The sequence below is a fragment of the Streptomyces sp. H39-C1 genome (assembly GCF_027158125.1).
Classification (GTDB): Bacteria; Actinomycetota; Actinomycetes; order Streptomycetales; family Streptomycetaceae; genus Actinacidiphila; species Actinacidiphila fildesensis.
The window spans coordinates 1-18034 of record NZ_JAPVLS010000016.1 but is presented as its reverse complement, the minus strand read 5'-3'; the positions used below and the strand labels follow the sequence as shown (position 1 = coordinate 18034).

At 72.3% G+C, this 18034-nt stretch carries 18 protein-coding genes and 1 pseudogene; 3 read left to right on the top strand and 16 right to left on the bottom strand.

From position 1 onward, the window contains the following. Positions 1 to 2: 2 nt before the first annotated feature. The 5 genes from O3W51_RS13295 to tsaB are packed head-to-tail and all read right to left on the bottom strand — an operon-like array spanning position 3 to position 3412. Complete coding sequence (locus O3W51_RS13295) at positions 3 to 845, bottom strand: polysaccharide deacetylase family protein (protein WP_138352936.1); 843 nt, start codon at positions 843 to 845, stop codon at positions 3 to 5. Positions 846 to 854: 9 nt separating this feature from the next. Further along, positions 855 to 1106 carry a hypothetical protein gene (locus O3W51_RS13290; protein WP_138352935.1) on the bottom strand — a complete coding sequence of 84 codons (252 nt, stop codon included), beginning with the start codon at positions 1104 to 1106 and terminating at the stop codon, positions 855 to 857. Beyond that, positions 1106 to 2224 carry a tRNA (adenosine(37)-N6)-threonylcarbamoyltransferase complex transferase subunit TsaD gene (tsaD, locus tag O3W51_RS13285; RefSeq protein WP_138352934.1) on the bottom strand — a complete coding sequence of 373 codons (1119 nt, stop codon included), beginning with the start codon at positions 2222 to 2224 and terminating at the stop codon, positions 1106 to 1108. The genes O3W51_RS13290 and tsaD overlap by 1 nt, the downstream gene beginning before the upstream one ends. Beyond that, the gene (rimI, locus tag O3W51_RS13280) at positions 2217 to 2753 is read right to left on the bottom strand and encodes a ribosomal protein S18-alanine N-acetyltransferase (RefSeq protein WP_331284067.1); all 537 of its coding nucleotides are present in this window, start codon (positions 2751 to 2753) and stop codon (positions 2217 to 2219) included. The genes tsaD and rimI overlap by 8 nt, the downstream gene beginning before the upstream one ends. Then, on the bottom strand, positions 2750 to 3412 hold the full coding sequence (gene tsaB / locus O3W51_RS13275) for a tRNA (adenosine(37)-N6)-threonylcarbamoyltransferase complex dimerization subunit type 1 TsaB (RefSeq protein WP_138352933.1): 663 nt from the start codon (positions 3410 to 3412) through the stop codon (positions 2750 to 2752). Before tsaB ends, rimI begins: the two co-directional genes overlap by 4 nt. Before the next feature lie 212 nt (positions 3413 to 3624). On the opposite strand from tsaB, the gene O3W51_RS13270 reads away from it, so the two are divergent. After that, positions 3625 to 4155, top strand: coding sequence for a hypothetical protein (locus O3W51_RS13270; RefSeq protein ID WP_198357116.1), 531 nt, complete (start codon positions 3625 to 3627; stop codon positions 4153 to 4155). A 52-nt stretch (positions 4156 to 4207) separates the two neighbouring features. Here O3W51_RS13270 and O3W51_RS13265 read toward each other — a convergent pair whose 3' ends face one another. The 7 genes from O3W51_RS13265 to glmS all read right to left on the bottom strand — a co-directional run bounded on the left by O3W51_RS13265 (position 4208) and on the right by glmS (position 11525). Next, a complete protein-coding gene (locus O3W51_RS13265; protein WP_138352931.1) occupies positions 4208 to 4411 on the bottom strand; it encodes a hypothetical protein in 204 nt (67 codons plus the stop codon). A 119-nt stretch (positions 4412 to 4530) separates the two neighbouring features. Next, complete coding sequence (gene tsaE, locus O3W51_RS13260; protein WP_138352930.1) at positions 4531 to 5112, bottom strand: tRNA (adenosine(37)-N6)-threonylcarbamoyltransferase complex ATPase subunit type 1 TsaE; 582 nt, start codon at positions 5110 to 5112, stop codon at positions 4531 to 4533. 195 nt (positions 5113 to 5307) lie between these two features. Then, the gene (locus tag O3W51_RS13255) at positions 5308 to 6534 is read right to left on the bottom strand and encodes an alpha/beta fold hydrolase (RefSeq protein WP_232484676.1); all 1227 of its coding nucleotides are present in this window, start codon (positions 6532 to 6534) and stop codon (positions 5308 to 5310) included. Between the two features lie 16 nt (positions 6535 to 6550). Then, positions 6551 to 7708 (bottom strand): alanine racemase, encoded by a 1158-nt coding sequence (gene alr / locus O3W51_RS13250; protein WP_138352928.1) that lies wholly within the window; start codon positions 7706 to 7708, stop codon positions 6551 to 6553. Positions 7709 to 7811: 103 nt separating this feature from the next. Next, a complete protein-coding gene (locus O3W51_RS13245) occupies positions 7812 to 9275 on the bottom strand; it encodes an NAD(P)H-hydrate dehydratase (RefSeq protein WP_269285881.1) in 1464 nt (487 codons plus the stop codon). Between the two features lie 37 nt (positions 9276 to 9312). Continuing rightward, positions 9313 to 9681, bottom strand: a complete 369-nt coding sequence (locus O3W51_RS13240; RefSeq protein WP_138352926.1) for a holo-ACP synthase — start codon at positions 9679 to 9681, stop codon at positions 9313 to 9315. Continuing rightward, entirely contained in the window at positions 9678 to 11525 is a 1848-nt protein-coding gene (gene glmS / locus O3W51_RS13235; RefSeq protein ID WP_138352925.1) for a glutamine--fructose-6-phosphate transaminase (isomerizing), read from the bottom strand. The genes O3W51_RS13240 and glmS overlap by 4 nt, the downstream gene beginning before the upstream one ends. Positions 11526 to 11622: 97 nt before the next feature. Here glmS and coaA point away from each other — a divergent pair, with 97 nt between their 5' ends. Beyond that, on the top strand, positions 11623 to 12618 hold the full coding sequence (gene coaA, locus O3W51_RS13230; RefSeq protein WP_138352993.1) for a type I pantothenate kinase: 996 nt from the start codon (positions 11623 to 11625) through the stop codon (positions 12616 to 12618). Positions 12619 to 12689: 71 nt separating this feature from the next. On the opposite strand, the gene glmM is transcribed toward coaA, so the two are convergent. From glmM to O3W51_RS13210, 4 genes are all read right to left on the bottom strand, one after another. Then, the gene (glmM, locus tag O3W51_RS13225) at positions 12690 to 14048 is read right to left on the bottom strand and encodes a phosphoglucosamine mutase (protein WP_138352924.1); all 1359 of its coding nucleotides are present in this window, start codon (positions 14046 to 14048) and stop codon (positions 12690 to 12692) included. A gap of 117 nt (positions 14049 to 14165) precedes the next feature. After that, the gene (rpsI, locus tag O3W51_RS13220; RefSeq protein WP_138352923.1) at positions 14166 to 14714 is read right to left on the bottom strand and encodes a 30S ribosomal protein S9; all 549 of its coding nucleotides are present in this window, start codon (positions 14712 to 14714) and stop codon (positions 14166 to 14168) included. Positions 14715 to 14756: 42 nt separating this feature from the next. Further along, positions 14757 to 15200, bottom strand: coding sequence for a 50S ribosomal protein L13 (gene rplM, locus O3W51_RS13215; protein WP_138352922.1), 444 nt, complete (start codon positions 15198 to 15200; stop codon positions 14757 to 14759). Positions 15201 to 15479: 279 nt separating this feature from the next. Further along, a complete protein-coding gene (locus O3W51_RS13210) occupies positions 15480 to 17099 on the bottom strand; it encodes an ABC-F family ATP-binding cassette domain-containing protein (protein WP_269285874.1) in 1620 nt (539 codons plus the stop codon). 124 nt (positions 17100 to 17223) lie between these two features. Here O3W51_RS13210 and O3W51_RS13205 point away from each other — a divergent pair. Next, positions 17224 to 18034 (top strand): annotated as a pseudogene (locus tag O3W51_RS13205) (hypothetical protein); the annotation flags it as partial.

Here is an 18034-nt window from a genome sequence, read left to right as displayed (position 1 = left end):
GCTCAGACGTAGTCCTCGAGGCGCGCCACGGTGAAGCCCTGCTCGGAGATCATGCGCAGCATGTTGGCGGTCATCTCCGTCATGGAGGTGCCCTTGAGCTCGGACGGGCCGCGGAAGTGGGCCAGGATGATGTCGCCGGGGTGCAGTTTCTTGTCGGCGCGCTGGTACTGCATGCCCTTGATCTGCATGGACTCGCGCCACAGGATGAGCGCCTGGAGTCCGCAGGACTTCGCGGCGGTCTTGGTGGCCTCGTTCAGGTTGCCGTAGGGCGGCCGGAAGAGGCGGGGCGTGGTGCCGTACTCGGCCTTCAGCTTCGTCTGCTGGGTGCATATCTCGTGACGCTGGGCGGACTCCGACTCGGTCCGCAGGTTCGGGTGCGTCAGCGTGTGGTTCTGTATCGGGTTGCCGAGCTTCTGGAGCGGCTTGAAGTAGCCGTAGTCGCTCCGGATGATGTCGTCGGTCAGGAACATCGTGAAGGGGATCTTCAGCTCGCCCATCATGGTGACGAACTTTGGGTCCTTCTCCGCGCCGTCGTCGAAGGTGACGAAGACGATCTTCTCCTTGGTGGGGATGTCGCTGACCACCGGCGGCGTACCGGAACCGGTCTTCACCGGCTTCACCTTCGGCGGGGCCGGGGCCGGTGCCATCGGCTTGATCTTCCACTTGCGGAACGCGGCGGCGGTGTCCGCACCGTCGCCGGGGGCGGTGCTCCCGTCGGACGACGGGGCGGCGGAAGGTCCGGTCCCGGAAGTCGCCGGCGCGGCCTTCGGCGTGGACGAAGCCGTCGAGCACCCGGTGACGAGCAGGAGACCGGAAACGATCAGTCCCGCCGCTTTTATGTGCATATGTGAACCCTATGCTGTTCGTTCAAAACGCCATCTGTGTACTGAACGATGCAGAAAAGCGGCCGGGGGTTCCGCCAGCTCGGGCAACTCGGCCTCGTAGGGCGCGTCCCACCAGGTGATGACGAGCACCCGGTCACCAGGTGCGGAGAAGTGCTCGCGGCGCAGCGGGGCCGGTGCCAGCTCCTGGGCGCGGACCCATTCCAGCAGCTCGGCACCGCGCCCCTCGGCGGCCCGCGCCTCCCACATCAGGGCGACGGTCATCAGTACAGGTTGTCCTTGCTCAGCTCGTGCACATGGTCGTGCGAGTGGGTGTGCTCCTCCGGGTGCGGGTGCGAGTGGCCCGGTACGGAGACCTCGGTGACGGGCAGGGAGGAGTCGGCCGGCAGGTCCCAGGTCGAGGACGGCCGGTTGCGCGCCACCATCTCCGCGCCGAGCGCCGCGACCATGGCGCCGTTGTCCGTGCACAGTGCCCGGCGCGGCACCCGCAGCACGATGCCAGCGTCCTCGCAGCGCTCCAGTGCCAGAGACCGCAGCCGTGAGTTCGCCGCGACCCCGCCGCCGATCATCAGGTGGTCCACGCCGTGCTCCTTGCAGGCCCGGATCGCCTTACGGGTCAGCACGTCCACCACGGCCTCCTGGAAGGACGCGGCGACATCCGCCACCGGCACGTCCAAGCCGTCCCGGCGCTGCGCCTCGACCCAGCGCGCGACGGCCGTCTTCAGGCCGGAGAACGAGAAGTCGTACGGCGCGTCGCGCGGGCCGGTCAGGCCGCGCGGGAACCTGATGGCCTTCGGGTCGCCGTCGCGGGCGTGCCGGTCGACGGCCGGGCCGCCGGGGAAGCCGAGGCCCAGCACCCGGGCGACCTTGTCGAACGCCTCGCCCGCCGCGTCGTCGATCGTCGAGCCCAGCGGCCGCACATCACTGGTGATGTCCGGGGCGAGCAGCAGCGACGAGTGCCCGCCGGAGACCAGCAGCGCCATCGTCGGCTCGGGCAGCGCGCCGTGCTCCAGCTGGTCCACGCAGATGTGCGACGCGAGGTGGTTGACGCCGTAGAGCGGCTTGCCGAGCGCGTAGGCGTACGCCTTGGCGGCGCTCACGCCCACCAGCAGCGCGCCCGCGAGCCCGGGGCCCGCGGTGACGGCGATGCCGTCGAGGTCGCTCGCGGCGACCCCCGCCTCCTTCAGGGCGCGCTGGATCGTGGGGACCATCGCCTCCAGATGCGCCCGGCTGGCGATCTCGGGCACCACGCCGCCGTAGCGCGCGTGGTCGTCGACGCTGGACGCCACCGCGTCGGCGAGCAGGGTGTGCCCCCGGACGATGCCGACACCGGTCTCGTCGCAGGAGGTCTCGATGCCGAGGACAAGCGGCTCGTCAGCCATCAGTAGTGGTTCCTTGTACGGAGGAGGGTTCGGTCATACGCATCACGAGGGCGTCGACGTTGCCCGGTTGGTAGTAACCCTTGCGGAAGCCGATCGGCTCGAAGCCGAAGCGCTCGTAGAGCCGTTGGGCGCGGAGGTTGTCGACCCGGACCTCGAGCAGCACCTCGTGGCACTCGAAGGCCGTGGCCTGGTGCATCAGGTCGGCGAGCAGCCGGGCGCCCAGGCCGGTGCCCCACTGGTCGCGGGCGGCGGCGATGGTCTGCACGTCGCCGGTCCCGGCGATCGCCGCGAGTCCCGCGTAGCCGACCAGCCGGCCCCCACCGCCGGTGACGGCGGCAGCGTCCTCGGCGACGTCTTCAGCGACGTCCTCGGCCACGATGTAGTGCCTGGTGGCCAGCGGGTGCCGCGCGTCGGCCAGCTCGGACCAGAACATGCCGCGCGACCAGGCGTCCTCGGGGAAGAGCTCCAGTTCCAGCTCCATCACCCGGTCCAGGTCCCACCAGCGCATCTCGCGCAGTGTCACCGTCACTTGGGCAGGACCGCCTTGTAGCCGGCCGGCACCTGCGCGTCGGGCCGCCGCAGGTACAGCGGCAGCGGGGGCGCGAACTCCGCGCCCTCCGCGAGCCGCAGGGCACCGAGCGCGGCCAGCGCGCCGGCGGACTGGTGCTCAGGCGCCCGTACGTCCGTGAAGACCTCCGGGTACAGCGCGGCCCCGGCGCCGACGGCGGGCAGCCCCGCGACCGCCTGCGCGATATCGGCGGGACGGTCGACGGCGGGCTCGGTCACAGGCTCGCGGGGGCTGTCGTAGCGGGCCCAGTAGACCTCTTTGCGGCGGGCGTCGGTGGCCACCACGAAGGGGCCCTCGACGCCGGCCAGACCGGCCGCGTACGCGATCCCGTCCAGGGTGCAGATGCCGTGCACCGGCACCCCGAGCGCGTCGCCGAACGCGGCGGCGGTCACCAGGCCGACCCGCAGCCCCGTGTACGGCCCGGGGCCGGTCCCGACGACGATGCCGGTCACATCGCCGATCGCCGCCCCGGCCTCGCCCAGCACCCGGTCGACGGCCGGCATGAGGAGTTCTCCGTGCCGCCGGGCGTCGACGACCGTCGATTCGGCGAGCACCCGCCCGCCGTCGTGGAGCGCGGCGGTCACAGCGGGCGTAGCGGTGTCAAAAGCAAGCAGAAGCACGGTGACACCCTACGGCCCCGCCCCATCCCCCGGGTCGGCCGCGGTGGCGGTGGGGGCGGTGGCCCAGGCCGCCACACCGGGCACAACACCCGGCCGCCCGGCGCCCGCTCGCGCGGTCATCGGGCGGGCCCCGGCTGCTAACGTCGACCACAGCCCGCAAACCCCTCCGGAGGAGCGAACCAACCGTGCCAAGGATCGGGTCGGGGACCCTCGTGACAGGCCTCACCGCTGCCGCGCTCGCCGTCATCGCCGTACTGGCCGTCCAGGCCTCCGGTTCCGCGGCGGACCACCCCGTGACGGCCCGCCCCTCGAGCCCGGCCGCCACCGCGCCCACGGCCAAGGTGCCGCCGGTCACCCAGGTGCCGGTGCTGCCCGCGAACACCGGCAGCGGCAAGCGCGTGGTCTACGGGCTGGCGGCCAAGCGGGTCTGGCTGGTGAACGGCGCCAACAAGGTGGTGCGCACCTACGTCGTCGCGCCGGGCAGCGTCGATCCGGCCCCCGGCCGCTACAAGGTCACCTCGCGCACCGCGCGCGGCACCGGCGGTGACGGGATCGCGATCGAGCACGTCGTGCGGTTCGCGACCGTCGGCGCCACCGTCATCGGCTTCAGCGCGGCGGTGGACGCCTCGATGCCCAGCCCGGACCCGCAGAAGAAGACCGGCGGTATCCGTGAGACGCCCGCCGACGGTGACGAGCTGTGGAAGCTCGCGGTGATCGACACCAAGATCGTCGTCGTCCGCTGATCAAGCGCTCAAGGACGCGAATTCCACCGTTCGAGTGAAGGGCGGCCGGCTGTTACGCCGCGTCGCGGCGTTCCCCGTCGTTCTCGTCGGGCGGGGTGGACACAGCCGTCGCCGCCGCACCCGCGGCCAGCAGCTCGCTCATCGACGGCAGTGCGGGGATCGCGGGACCGGTGGGAACTCCGGGGACCACGGGGGCAGCCGGGACCGCGGGGACTGCGGCGGGCTTCGGCGCGTCCGAAGTGCCATGAGCCGGCATGCGTGCCTCCTGAGGGAATGTAGGCAGCCTCGACCAACATCTGCACTCCCATGCGACCACGCCGGGCCACCCGCGCGCAACATCTTCCCGACACGCTGTCGGAACGCCTCCCCGCCGGGCTAGGCCCCGAGCGGTGAAAGGTCCTGGTTGACCCAGCGTCGGCCGATACCGGTGACGGTCACCTCGCGCACGTCGTCGACATCGCTCTCGGCGTCGACGTCGGCGCCGGGATCCGCGTCAGCGCCGGCGTCGTGCTGCCCGGCCGTGCCGAGCGTCCGGGAGATGACGACCTGCAGCCGGGCCTCGGACAGCTCCTCGACCTTGCCCTCGCCCCATTCGACGACCACCACCGATTCCGGCAGCGAGACGTCGAGGTCCAGGTCCTCCATCTCGTCGAGCCCGCCGCCCAACCGGTACGCGTCCACGTGCACCAGGGCGGGCCCGCCGCTGAGCGACGGATGCACCCGGGCGATCACGAAGGTCGGCGAGGTCACCGCCCCCCGCACCCCGAGGCCCTCCCCCAGGCCGCGGGTCAGCGTCGTCTTGCCCGCGCCCAGTTCGCCACTGAGCAGCACCAGGTCACCGGGGAGCAGCAGACCGGCGAGAGCCCGGCCCAACTCCCGCATACGGTCGGGGGTCCTGACCGTGAGACGGACGGATACGGGGTCGTCAGCGGTGTGCTGACCGTGCAGCGGTTCCATGTCCGCGAATGCTACGCGGCGTGGCGGAGGCGAGGGCCTGGCCGGCCGATCATGGGCGGGCAAGGCGTCGTCTGGTGCGGTGCCTCGCAAGGCGCCGGAGCACCTGCATACCGGTCTGTATTCAGGTGTTTCGGCAACGCCGCGAGGGGCCGTGCCAGGCGGCGAAAGGGCCGCTCGTGATCGGCCGGCCAGGCCCTATGCCTCCTGTGCCGCCTGCTGCACCTCTTGAGAGAGCCCCAGTTCTCTGACCGTCTGCGGCAGCGGGGCCTGGACGGCGTCCGCCGCGCGGGCCAGCAGGGCGGCCAGATGGGCGTTCACCAGTTCCGGGTACTCCAGCATCACCAGGTGACCGGCGTTCTCGACGATCACCAGTTCCGCGGCCGGCAGCCGCTCCGCGATGTCGGCGCTGTGGTCGCTCGGGGTGAGCAGGTCCTTGTCCCCGGCCAGTACGAGCGCGGGCTTGCCGTCCAGGACGGCCAGCGCGTCCGCCTTCTCGTGCTGGATGAACGCCGGGTAGAACTCGGCGACGACGTCGATCGGCGTCCCCTCGATCAGCCGCTCGGCGAACCGGCCCACCGACGCGTCGACGTCCGAGGCGAACGAGTACCGCTTCACGATGCCCGCGAAGAGGTCCGCGGTGGCCCGCCGCCCGCGTTCCACCAGATCCACCTGCGTGCCGAGGATCCGCAGCACGCCGGGCGCCAGCGCCCGGAACGCCCGTGCCCCGGCGGCCGGCAGCCCCATCGTCATCGCCGCCAGCTTCCCCGCTGACGTGCCGATGAAGGCGACCCCGGCCACCCGTTCCGTCACCAGATCGGGGAACTGGTCGGCCAGCGCCATGATCGTCATGCCGCCCATCGAGTGCCCGACGAGCACCAGCGGGCCGTTCGGCGCGGCGGCGTCCAGCACCGCCTTGAGGTCGCGGCCGAGCTGGTCGATCGTGGCGGGCTCACCCGCGAGCTGGTCCCGGCCGCGCTCGGAGCGCCCGTGGCTGCGCTGGTCCCAGTAGACGGCCCGGACGCTGCCGCGCAGGGCCGCGCGCTGGAAGTGCCAGGCGTCCTGGTTGAGGCAGTAGCCATGGCAGAAGACGACGGTGAGCGGCTGCGGCTCGGCCCCGCCGCCCCGCTTGAAGAGGCCCGTCCAGCCGCGCCGCGGCACCGCCACCGGCTGCTCCACGACGTCCTCGACCTCGTAGTACAGCTCGGTGCCGTCCTCCGCGGCCACCGAACCCGGTGTGCCGCGCAACGCTCCGTACGGCCCGGCCGCGTCCAGCGCGAGCCGCGCCTTCCTGCGGATGCCCCGGCCGACCGTGAGCCGCTCCAGCGCGACGCCAGCGGCGGCGCCCGCCGCCACCACGCCGATCGCCGCACCGACGAAGCCGGCGCTCTTGCCGGCCCGCTCCCACTTCGCTCCGCTGTCCATGGTCATCGTGTTCCCGCTACTCCCCTGGTACGCGTCTCCCGTTGTCGACATAGACGCGCGGCACCCGGGTCCCGATCCGCGTGACGATCTCGTAGGCGATGGTGCCCGCGGCCAGCGCCCAGTCCTCCGCGGTCGGCTCGCCCCGGTCACCCGGCCCGAACAGTACTGCCTCGTCGCCCGGTTGGGCCGCGTCGCCCCCGAGGTCGACGACGAACTGGTCCATCGCGACCCGGCCGGCGACCGTCCGCCACTTCCCGGCGACCAGGGCGGGCCCCGAGCCCGAAGCGTGCCGGGGGACGCCGTCCGCGTAGCCCAGCGGGACGAGCGCCAGGGTCGTCTCACCCGGGGTGATGTAGTGATGGCCGTAGCTGACCCCGTGCCCGCCCGGCACCCGCTTCACCGACGCCAGCCGCGCGGCCAGCGTCATCACCGGCCGCAGCCCGAAGTCGGCGGGGCCGCCGACCTGCGGCACCGGCGAGATCCCGTACATCGCGACGCCGGGGCGCACCAGGTCGAAGTGCGACTCCGGAAGGGTCAGGGTGCCCGGCGAGTTCGCCATGTGCCGCACCTCGGGGTCGAGGCCGGCGGCCGCCGCGCCCGCCAGGGCGGTGTGGAAGGCCGCCAGCTCGGCGGCGATCGACGGATGGCCCGGCTCGTCGGCGCACGAGAAGTGCGACCAGATGCCGGTGACCTTGATCAGCCCGTCGGTCTCGGCCGCCCGCGCCGCGGCGGTCAGCTCCGGCCAGTCGGCCGGCTGGCAGCCGTTGCGGCCCAGGCCGGTGTCCGCCTTCAGCTGCACCCTGGCCGTGCGGCCCGCCTCGCGGGCCGCCGCGCACACCTCGCGCAGCGCCCACAGGGCGCTCACCGTCACATCGATGTCGGCCTCGACCGCGGCGCGCCACGGGCCGCCGGGCGTCCACAGCCAGCACAGCAGCCGGCCGCCCACCCCGGCCGCGCGCAACGCCAGCGCCTCCTCGGGCGTGGCGGTGCCGAGCCAGGTCGCCCCGGCCTCCAGCGCGGCCCGCGCGCACGGCACCATGCCGTGCCCGTAGGCGTCCGCCTTGACCACGGCCATCAGCCCGGCGCCGGGGGCACAGGCCCGCAGCGCCGTCACATTCGCCCGGAGCGCGGTCAGATCGATCTCCGCCCAGGCACGCATCGCAGTGTTGTCCATCGAGCCCAGTCTCTCAGGCCTGTGGCTCCGCCCCGCGCCTCCGCCCCGCGCGACCGGCGGAACGGGCCCGCAACCAGGCCGTCCTCCGGCGCGAGGACGGGGTTCAGCCGCCCGTCACCTGACGCCACGCGGCCGGAAGGGTGGCCGCGATGTCCTGGGCCGAGACGGGCGCGCCGACACCGGCGGCGGAGCCGGAGGCCAGCCGGGCGGCCAGGCCGTGGAGGTGGGCGCCGACGGACGCGGCGTCGCGGGGGGCGAGGCCGGCGGCCAGCAGGGAGCCGGTGAGGCCGGACAGGACGTCGCCGCTGCCCGCGGTGGCGAGCCACGACGTGCCGGTCGGGTTGACCCGCACCGGTACGGCCCGGTCGGGGTCGGCCACCAGCGTCGTCGAGCCCTTGAGGAGCACCGTGGCGCCGTACTGCTCGGCGAGCTCCCGCACTGACGCCAGCCGGGCCGCCTCGACCTCCTCCCGGGACCGCCCCAGCAGCGCCGCCGCCTCCCCCGCGTGCGGGGTGAGGACGGTGGCCGCGGTGCGCGCCCTGACCTGCTCGCGGGTGATCAGACGCAGCCCGTCCGCGTCGACGAGGACGGGCACCCCGGACGCGAGGACGTCGTCGACCGACCGCCGCGCCTCCGTACCGTCGCCGAGACCAGGACCGACCACCCACGCCTGGACGCGACCCGCTTCGGACGGCGGGCCGGTCGTGACGAGCGTCTCGGGGAAGCGGGCCAGCACGGCCTCCCCTCCGTGCCCGGCGTACCGCACGGCGCCCGCGCCGCCGCGCAGCGCGCCCGCCACCGCGAGGACGGCCGCGCCCGGGTAGCGGTCGGACCCGGCGACCACGCCGACGACACCGCGCCGGTACTTGTCGCTCTCGGGGGCCGGCACCGGCAGCAGCGCGGCGACCTCCGCGAACTGCAGGGCTTCGAGCGCCGGGGCCGGCAGACCGGGGCCGAGGCCGATGTCGATCAGGCGCGGGGCTCCGACGTGACCGGCGGCCGGGTCGATCAGCAGGCCCGGCTTGTAGGTGCCGAAGGTGACGGTGACATCGGCGTGCACGACCGGGCCGGTGACCTCACCGGTGTCGGCATCGACGCCGCTCGGCAGGTCCACGGCGACGACCGTGGCGCGGGAGTCGCGCGCGGCCCGCGCGAGCGGCACGGCCGCCGGCCGCAGACCGCCCTTCCCGCCGATGCCGACGATCCCGTCCAGGACGAGGTCGGCGCGGCCGATCAGCGGCAGCGCCGCGTCGGCGGTCACCGTACGCCCGCCCGCGGCCCGCAGGTCCGCCAGCCCGCCGCCGTGCGTACGGTCCGGCGCGAGCAGCACAGCGGTGACGGCGGCCCCGCGCCGCGCGAGCCTGGCCCCCGCGTACAGCGCGTCGCCCCCGTTGTCACCGCTGCCGACGAGCAGAACGACACGGGCGCCGTACACCCGCCCGAGCAGCCCGGCACAGGCAGCCGCCAGCCCGGCGGCCGCCCGCTGCATGAGCGCCCCCTCGGGCAACCGCGCCATAAGAGCGCGCTCCGCCGCCCGTACGGTCTCGACGGTGTGTGCGTGCCGCATCCGTTGTCCTCTCGTTTCCCGCCCGCGGGCGGGCGGTTCAACCCTCCGCGATCACCACAGCGGAAGCGATCCCCGCGTCATGGCTGAGCGAGACGTGCCACCCCCGCACCCCCAGTTCCGCCGCCCGCCGGGCCACCGAGCCGGTCACGGTGAGCCGTGGCTGGCCGGTGTCCTCGGTGGTCACCTCGGCGTCCAGCCAGACCAGCCCCGCCGGGGCGCCGAGCGCCTTGGCGAGGGCTTCCTTGGCGGCGAAGCGGGCGGCGAGCGAGGCGATGCCACGGGGTTCGCCGCCGGGCAGCAGCCGCTCGTTCCTGGTGAAGAGCCGGTCGGCCAGGCCCGGGGTGCGCTCCAGGGACGCGGCGAAGCGCTCGATCTCGGCGACGTCGATCCCGACCCCGATGATCATTCGACGGTCACCGACTTGGCGAGGTTCCGCGGCTGGTCGACCTCGTTGCCGCGGGCGGTGGCCAGCTCGCACGCGAAGACCTGCAGCGGCACGGTGGCCACCAGCGGCTGCAGCAGCACCGGGGTGCGCGGGATGCGGATGATGTGGTCCGCGTACGGGACGACCGCCTCGTCGCCCTCCTCGGCGATGACGATGGTGCGGGCGCCGCGGGCCCGGATCTCCTGGATGTTGGAGACGATCTTGTCGTGCAGCACCGACCGGCCGCGCGGCGACGGCACCACCACGACCACCGGCAGGTCCTTCTCGATGAGCGCGATCGGCCCGTGCTTGAGCTCACCCGCCGCGAAGCCCTCGGCGTGCATGTACGCCAGCTCCTTGAGCTTCAGCGCGCCCTCCAGGGCGACCGGGTAGCCGACGTGCCGGCCCAGGAACAGCACGGTGTTCTTGTCCTTCAGCGACCGCGCGAGCGCCCGCACCGGCTCCATCGTCTCCAGCACCTGCCCCACCTGGGTGGAGATCTCCGACAGCTCACGGATCACCCCGGTGATCTCGTCGCCCCACTTGGTGCCGCGTACCTGCCCCAGGTACAGCGCGACCAAATAGCAGGCGACGACCTGCGTCAGGAACGCCTTCGTCGAGGCGACGGCGACCTCGGGCCCGGCGTGCGTGTACAGCACGGCGTCGGACTCACGCGGGATCGTCGAACCGTTGGTGTTGCAGATGGCGAGCACCTTGGAGCCCTGCTCACGGGCGTGCCGCAGCGCCATCAGGGTGTCCATCGTCTCGCCGGACTGGCTGATCGCGACGACGAGCGTCCGCTGGTCCAGGATCGGGTCCCGGTACCGGAACTCGCTCGCGAGCTCCACCTCGCACGGCATCCGCGTCCAGTGCTCGATCGCGTACTTGGCGATCATCCCGGCGTGGAACGCCGTCCCGCACGCGACGATCACGACCTTGTCGATCTCGCGCAGCATCCGGTCGGGCATCCGCAGCTCGTCGAGGGTCAGCCGGCCGTCCGTGCCGATCCGCCCCAGCAGCGTGTCGGCGACCGCCTTCGGCTGCTCGGCGATCTCCTTGAGCATGAAGTAGTCGTAGCCGCCCTTCTCGGCGGCCGAGACGTCCCAGTCGACGTGATAGGGCCGCACCTCGGCCGGCTTGCCCTCGAAGTCGGTGACGGTGACGCTCTCCCGGCGCAGCTCGACGACCTGGTCCTGGCCCAGTTCGATCGCCTCACGGGTGTACGCGATGAACGCGGCGACGTCCGACGCCAGGAAGTTCTCGCCCTCCCCGACGCCCACCACCAGCGGTGAGTTGCGGCGCGCCCCGACCACCACGTCCGGCTCGTCCGCGTGCACCGCGACCAGCGTGAACGCCCCGTCCAGCTGCCGGCACACCTGCCGCATCGCCTCGGCCAGGTCCGCCGACGAGGAGAAGTGCTCGGCGAGCAGATGCGCCACGACCTCGGTGTCGGTCTCGGACTCCAGCGCGTGGCCGCGCTCGGCCAGCTCCGCCCGCAGCGCGGCGAAGTTCTCGATGATGCCGTTGTGCACCACCGCGACCCGTCCGGCGTTGTCCAGGTGCGGATGCGCGTTCACATCCGTCGGGCCGCCGTGGGTCGCCCACCGCGTGTGCCCGATCCCGGTTCCGCCGGCCGGCAGCGGCTGCCGTTCCAGCAGCGCCTCCAGATTGGCGAGCTTGCCGGCTTTCTTGGCGGCGGCCAGACCGCCGTCGGCCAGCACGGCGATACCCGCCGAGTCGTAGCCCCGGTACTCCAGCCGCCGCAGCCCGGCGACAACGACCTCGAGAGCGGACCGGCCGCCCACATACCCCACGATTCCGCACATGCCCGCCACCCTATGGCCGTACCGCCCCGCCGTCCCAGAGGCCCTCCGGGGGCGCCCGGCGCCCCCCGAGGTGAGCCGGGCGCGGCGCGGCAGCACAATGGGGCGTGTGCCGACCACCGATCAGCAGCAGCGCCGACGCGCCGAGATCAGCCCGTACGTGGACCTCAGCCGCGCGGAGTGGAGCGCGCTGCGGGAGCGGACGCCACTGCCGCTGACCGCCGACGAGGTGGAGCGGCTGCGGGGCCTGGGCGACGTCATCGACCTGGACGAGGTCGTGGACGTGTATCTGCCGCTGTCCCGGCTGCTCAATCTGTACGTGGCCGCCCACAGCGGCCTGCGGGGCGCCCTGAACACCTTCCTGGGCGACGCGGGCAACGGGCAGGGCGAACAGCCCGGCACCCCGTTCGTCATCGGGGTGGCGGGGAGCGTCGCCGTCGGGAAGTCGACCACCGCCCGTATCCTGCGCGCGCTGCTGGCCCGCTGGCCCGAGCACCCGCGGGTCGAGCTGGTGACCACCGACGGTTTCCTGCTGCCCAACGCCGAACTGCACCGCCGCGACCTGATGTCGCGCAAGGGCTTCCCGGAGTCCTACGACCGGCGCGCGCTGACCCGCTTCGTCGCCGATGTGAAGGCGGGCAAGGACGAGGTGACCGCACCCGTCTACTCGCACCTGATCTACGACATCGTCCCCGGGGAGCGCCTGACGGTGCGCCGGCCCGACATCCTCATCGTCGAGGGCCTGAACGTGCTGCAGCCGGCGCTACCCGGCAAGGACGGCCGCACCCGTGTCGGCCTCGCCGACTTCTTCGACTTCAGCGTGTACGTCGACGCGCGTACCGAGGACATCGAGCAGTGGTACCTCGGCCGGTTCCGCAAGCTCCGTGAGACGGCGTTCCAGAACCCGTTCTCGTACTTCCGCAAGTACACGCAGGTCTCGGAGGCGGAGGCGATGGAGTACGCCCGGCTGATGTGGCGGACCGTCAACAAGCCCAACCTGCAGCAGAATGTGCTGCCGACGCGCAGCCGCGCCACGCTGGTGCTCCGCAAGGGCCCGCAGCACAAGGTCCAGCGGCTGTCGCTGCGCAAGCTCTGAACTCACCGCGCACCGAACGCGCGCCGCCCGCCCGGGAATCCGGGCGGGCGGCGCTACTTTCGCGACACGCCCTAGCCGAGGACGGACTTCACGACGTCGGCCAGCCGGCCCGCGACCGCGCGGGCGTGGTCGATGTCGGCGGCCTCGACCATGACGCGGACCAGCGGCTCGGTGCCGGAGGAACGCAGCAGGACCCGTCCGGTGGTGCCCAGTTCGCGCTCGGCCTCGGCGACCGCGGCCGCCAGCTCGGGAGCGGTGTTGACCCGGCTCTTGTCGACGTCCGGAACGTTCACCAGCACCTGCGGGAGCCGCTGCATGACGCCGGCCAGATCGGCCAGCGTGCGGCCGGTGGCGGCGACGCGGGCGGCCAGCATGAGGCCGGTCAGCGTGCCGTCGCCGGTCGTGGCGTGGTCCAGGATGATGACGTGGCCGGACTGCTCGCCGCCCAGCGCGTAGCCGTGCTCCTTCATCGACTCCAGCACATAGCGGTCACCGACCGCCGTCTCGACGAGGTGGATGCCCTCGCGTTCCATCGCCAGCTTGAAGCCGAGGTTGGACATGACGGTGCCGACCACGGTGTTCTCCCGCAGCCCGCCCCGCTCGCGCAGGTCCAGGGCCAGCACGGCCAGGATCTGGTCGCCGTCGACCTCGTCGCCGTCGGCGTCGATGGCCAGGCAGCGGTCCGCGTCGCCGTCATGGGCGATGCCGAAGTCCGCGCCGTGCTCGACGACGGCGGCCTTGAGCAGTTCGAGGTGCGTGGAGCCGCAGCCGTCGTTGATGTTCAGGCCGTCGGGCTGGGCGCCGATCGTGATGATCTCGGCGCCGGCCCGGGAGAACGCCTCGGGCGACACCCAGGCGGCGGCGCCGTGCGCCTCGTCCAGGACGATCTTCAGTCCGTCGAGGCGGTTCGGCAGCACCCCCATGAGGTGCGCGACGTACTGGTCGAAGCCCTCGGTGTAGTCCTTCACGCGGCCGACGCCGGAACCGGTCGGCCGGTCCCAGGGCTCGCCCGCGCGGTGCTCCTCGTAGGTCTTCTCGATGCGCTCTTCGAGCTCGTCGTCGAGCTTGTGGCCGCCGCGGGCCAGGATCTTGATGCCGTTGTCCGGCATCGCGTTGTGGCTGGCGGAGAGCATCACGCCGAGGTCGGCACCCAGCGCACCGGTGAGATACGCCACCGCTGGGGTGGGCAGCACACCGACCCGCAGGACGTCCACGCCCGCGCTCGCGAGGCCCGCCACGATGGCGGCCTCCAGAAACTCCCCCGAAGCACGCGGATCGCGTCCGACCACGGCCACCGGCCGATGACCCTGGAACGAGCCCGCCTCAGCGAGCACATGAGCCGCCGCGACGGACAGGCCGAGCGCCAGCTCGGCGGTCAGGTCCGCGTTGGCGACGCCGCGCACGCCGTCCGTGCCGAAGAGTCGTCCCACTGTTATTCCTCCGAGTATGGGAACCATGGGCGTTACCGACAGATATACGCCCTGGGCACTAAAAAGCGAACGCCCCGGAGGCGCACAAAGTGCCTCCGGGGCGAACGCCGAGCGTGATTAGCGCTTGCTGAACTGCGGCGCCTTACGGGCCTTCTTCAGACCGGCCTTCTTGCGCTCGACCGCACGGTCGTCACGCGTCAGGAATCCGGCCTTCTTGAGGGCGGCGCGGTTGTTGTCCGTGTCCGCCTCGTTCAGCGCACGGGCAACACCCAGGCGCAGCGCACCGGCCTGGCCGGAGATGCCGCCGCCACCGATACGCGCGATGACGTCGTAGCGGTTGTCCAGCTCAAGGAGCTTGAACGGCTCGTTGACTTCCTGCTGGTGCACCTTGTTCGGGAAGTAACCCTCGAGGGTGCGACCGTTGATCTTCCACTTGCCAGAGCCCGGCACGATGCGGACACGGGCGATGGACTGCTTGCGGCGGCCGGTGCCGGCTGCCGGCTGCGGGTCGCCGAAGCGGCCCGCGAGAGACTCGGAGGTGTACTCCTCCGGAGCCTCGGACTCCGAGGTGTACTCCGTAGGAGCCTCCTCGGACCCGAAGGCCTCAACGGTCTCGGTGGTGTCGTCAGCCTCGACGACGGGGGCCTCGGTAGTGGTCTCAGCCACGATTCTCCTCAGATGCTTTCTGCTGGTAGCTGGTGGCCGGGACTACTGCGAGACCTGGCTGATCACGAACGGGACCGGCTGCTGCGCAGCGTGCGGGTGCTCGGCACCCGCGTAGACCTTCAGCTTCGAGAGCATCTGACGGCCCAGGGTGTTCTTCGGGACCATGCCCTTGATGGCCTTCTCGACGGCCTTCTCGGGGTTCTTGTCGAGCAGCTCGTCGTAACGGACGGAGCGCAGACCACCCGGGAAGCCAGAGTGGCGGTAGGCCATCTTCTGGGACTTCTTGTTGCCGGACAGGTGAACCTTGTCGGCGTTGATGATGATGACGAAGTCACCGGTGTCAACGTGCGGGGCGTACACAGGCTTGTGCTTGCCCCGGAGAAGGTTCGCGGCCTGAGAGGCCAGACGGCCCAGGACAACGTCCTGCGCGTCGATGACGTGCCACTGGCGAGTTACATCGCCGGGCTTGGGGCTGAACGTACGCACGGTCGTAGCCTTCGCTTCTTCAGAGAGTGGAGTCCTGACAAGGCCACCCGGACGATCACGACAGCCCTGGCGGTACTCGGGGACGCAACCCGGTACTGCCGCTGGTGTTCGGCCCGGCGGACCGGCGTAAGGGCCTCTCACGTGAGAACGAGCAAGCCAATACGCATAACGAACTCGCAGAATACCCGGCTTCGACCGTACGGGTCAAAACGCGGCCCAATGCCCTGGTCAGGAGCTTGTCGTCAGCCGTCCGTCACCTGGTCGTCACCGCCCGCGGCCCTACCGTTTGCGCTCCACCCGGCGCTCGTCCCAGACCGGCTCCGTCGACTCGCGGACGAATCCGTCCGAGCCGAAGACCAGATAGCGGTCGAAGGACCGGGCGAACCAGCGGTCGTGGGTCACCGCGAGCACCGTGCCGTCGTAGGCCTCCAGGCCCTCCTGGAGGGCCTCGGCGCTCTCCAGGTCAAGGTTGTCCGTCGGCTCGTCCAGCAGGAGCGCGGTGGTACCCGCCAGCTCCATCAGGAGGATCTGGAAGCGGGCCTGCTGGCCCCCGGAGAGGCTGCCGAAGTTCTGGTCGCCCTGCCGTTCCAGCTCGTAGCGGCGCAGCACGCCCATCGCCCGGCCGCGGTCGTGCGCGTTCTCGGTCCACAGGATGTCGACCAGCGAGCGCCCCTCCAGCTCCGGGTGCGCGTGGGTCTGCGCGAAGTGACCGGGCACCACCCGGGCGCCGAGCTTCCAGGAACCGGTGTGCCGGACGTCCTGGCCGGCCAGCAGCCGCAGGAAGTGTGATTTACCCGACCCGTTGGAGCCGAGCACCGCGACCCGCTCGCCGTAGTAGATCTCCAGGTCGAACGGCTGCATCAGCCCCGTGAGCTCCAGCCCCTCGCAGGTCACCGCCCGCACCCCGGTACGGCCGCCGCGCAGCCGCATCTTGATGTCCTGCTCGCGCGGCGGCTCCTGAGGGGCACCCGCGTCCTCGAAGCGCTTCAGCCGGGTCTGGGCCGCGTGGTACCGCGACGCCATGTCCGGACTGATCGCGGCCTGCTGGCGCAGCCGGAAGACCATCTGTTTGATCTTGGTGTGTTCTTCCTCCCACCGGCGCCGCAGCTCCTCGAACCGCGCGAAGCGGTCCTTGCGCGCCTGGTGGTACGTGCCGAAGCCGCCGCCGTGCACCCAGACGTCGGGGCCCGCGGGCCCCGGCTCGACGCTGACGATGCGCTCGGCGGAGCGGGCCAGCAGCTCCCGGTCATGGGAGACGAACAACACGGTCTTCTTGGTCTGCGCGAGCTGTTCCTCCAGCCAGCGCTTGCCGGGTACGTCCAGATAGTTGTCCGGCTCGTCCAGCAGCAGCACCTCGTCGGTGCCGCGCAGCAGGGCCTCCAGCACCAGGCGCTTCTGCTCACCGCCGGAGAGCGTCTTGACCTCGCGCCACTGCGCCCGCTCGTACGGGACGCCCAGTGCGGACAGGGTGCACATGTCCCACATGTTCTCGGCCTCGTAGCCGTGCGCCTCCGCCCAGTCGCTGAGCGCGTGCGCGTAGGCCATCTGGGCCGGTTCGTCGTCCTGCGCCATGATCGCCAGCTCGGCCGCGTCGACGGCCTTCGCGGCCGTCCTGATCCGCGCCCGCGATACGGAGACCAGCAGGTCCCGGACCGTCCGGTCGTCCCGGACCGAACCCACGAACTGCGGCATGACGCCGAGCCCGCCGCTGATGGTCACCGAGCCGCCGTCCGGCTTGAGCTCTCCCGAGATCAGCCGCAGCAGGGTCGTCTTGCCCGCGCCGTTCGCCCCGACCAGAGCGACCTTGGCGCCTTCTCCCACCCGGAACGAGACGTCGCCGAGCAGCACCCGTCCATCCGGAAGGTAGTACTCCAGGTGTGCCGCCTCTACATGTCCCATAGCTCTGGATTCTCGCCCCTGCCAGGGCCCGGGCCCAAACCGATTTCCAGCACCCGGACAGCGGTGCCCGGGACCGCCCGGATCGGGCGTCCGCGTCACCCGTTCGCCGAATATGATGCGCGTCATGACTGATGGGCCCACGCCTCCCCACGACCCGCGCCAGGGCTTCACGGCGCCCACCCCGCCCGAGTCCGGGGGCGAGGGCCGGCGCGAGGTGCTGGAGGGGCGGGTCATCCCGTCCCGGCCGCTCCCCTACCAGGCCGGGCCGCCCGCGGCGGGCGCCCCGCAGCCACCGCGGATACCCGACGGCACGGCACCGCAGGCACCGGCGCAGCCGGACCCGTACGGCCCCGGAGCACAGGCCCGGCCCCCGGCCGGCGCCCAACAGCCCGAGCGGGCTCAGCAGCAGGCCCAGCAGCCCCCGCAGGGCGACCCCGGCGCACCGCAGGCTCCCGCCTGGGCCCCGCCGACGAGCGGCCTCGGCGCCGCCGGCGCCCCGCCGGCCTTCCCCCAGCAGTCGCAGGGCCCGGCGGCCGGCCCCGGCGCCTTCCCGCAGGCCCCGCAGTCCAACGCCCCCGACTGGGGAGCGCTCGCCGCGCAGCGCGAGGCCGCGGCGAAGCGCCGCAAGCTGTTCATGGTCGGTGGCGGAGCGCTCGCCGCGGTGGCCGTCGCGGGGATCGTCGCGGCCGCCGTCGTGGCGTCCAACAAGAGCGACGGCAAGCCGAAGGCGGGCCCCACCACCACGGCGCCCTCCCAGCCGCTGCCGCCCGAGCCGTCCTTCTCCTCGGTCGCGCCGCCGCCCCCGAAGAACCCGCTGGACTACATCTCCACGGCCAAGAAGGACACCGCCCCCATCAGCGCGGAGACCCTCTTCCCCGGCAAGCTGATGACCATCGCGGGCCGCACGTACACCAGGACCGCCGGCACCCAGACGA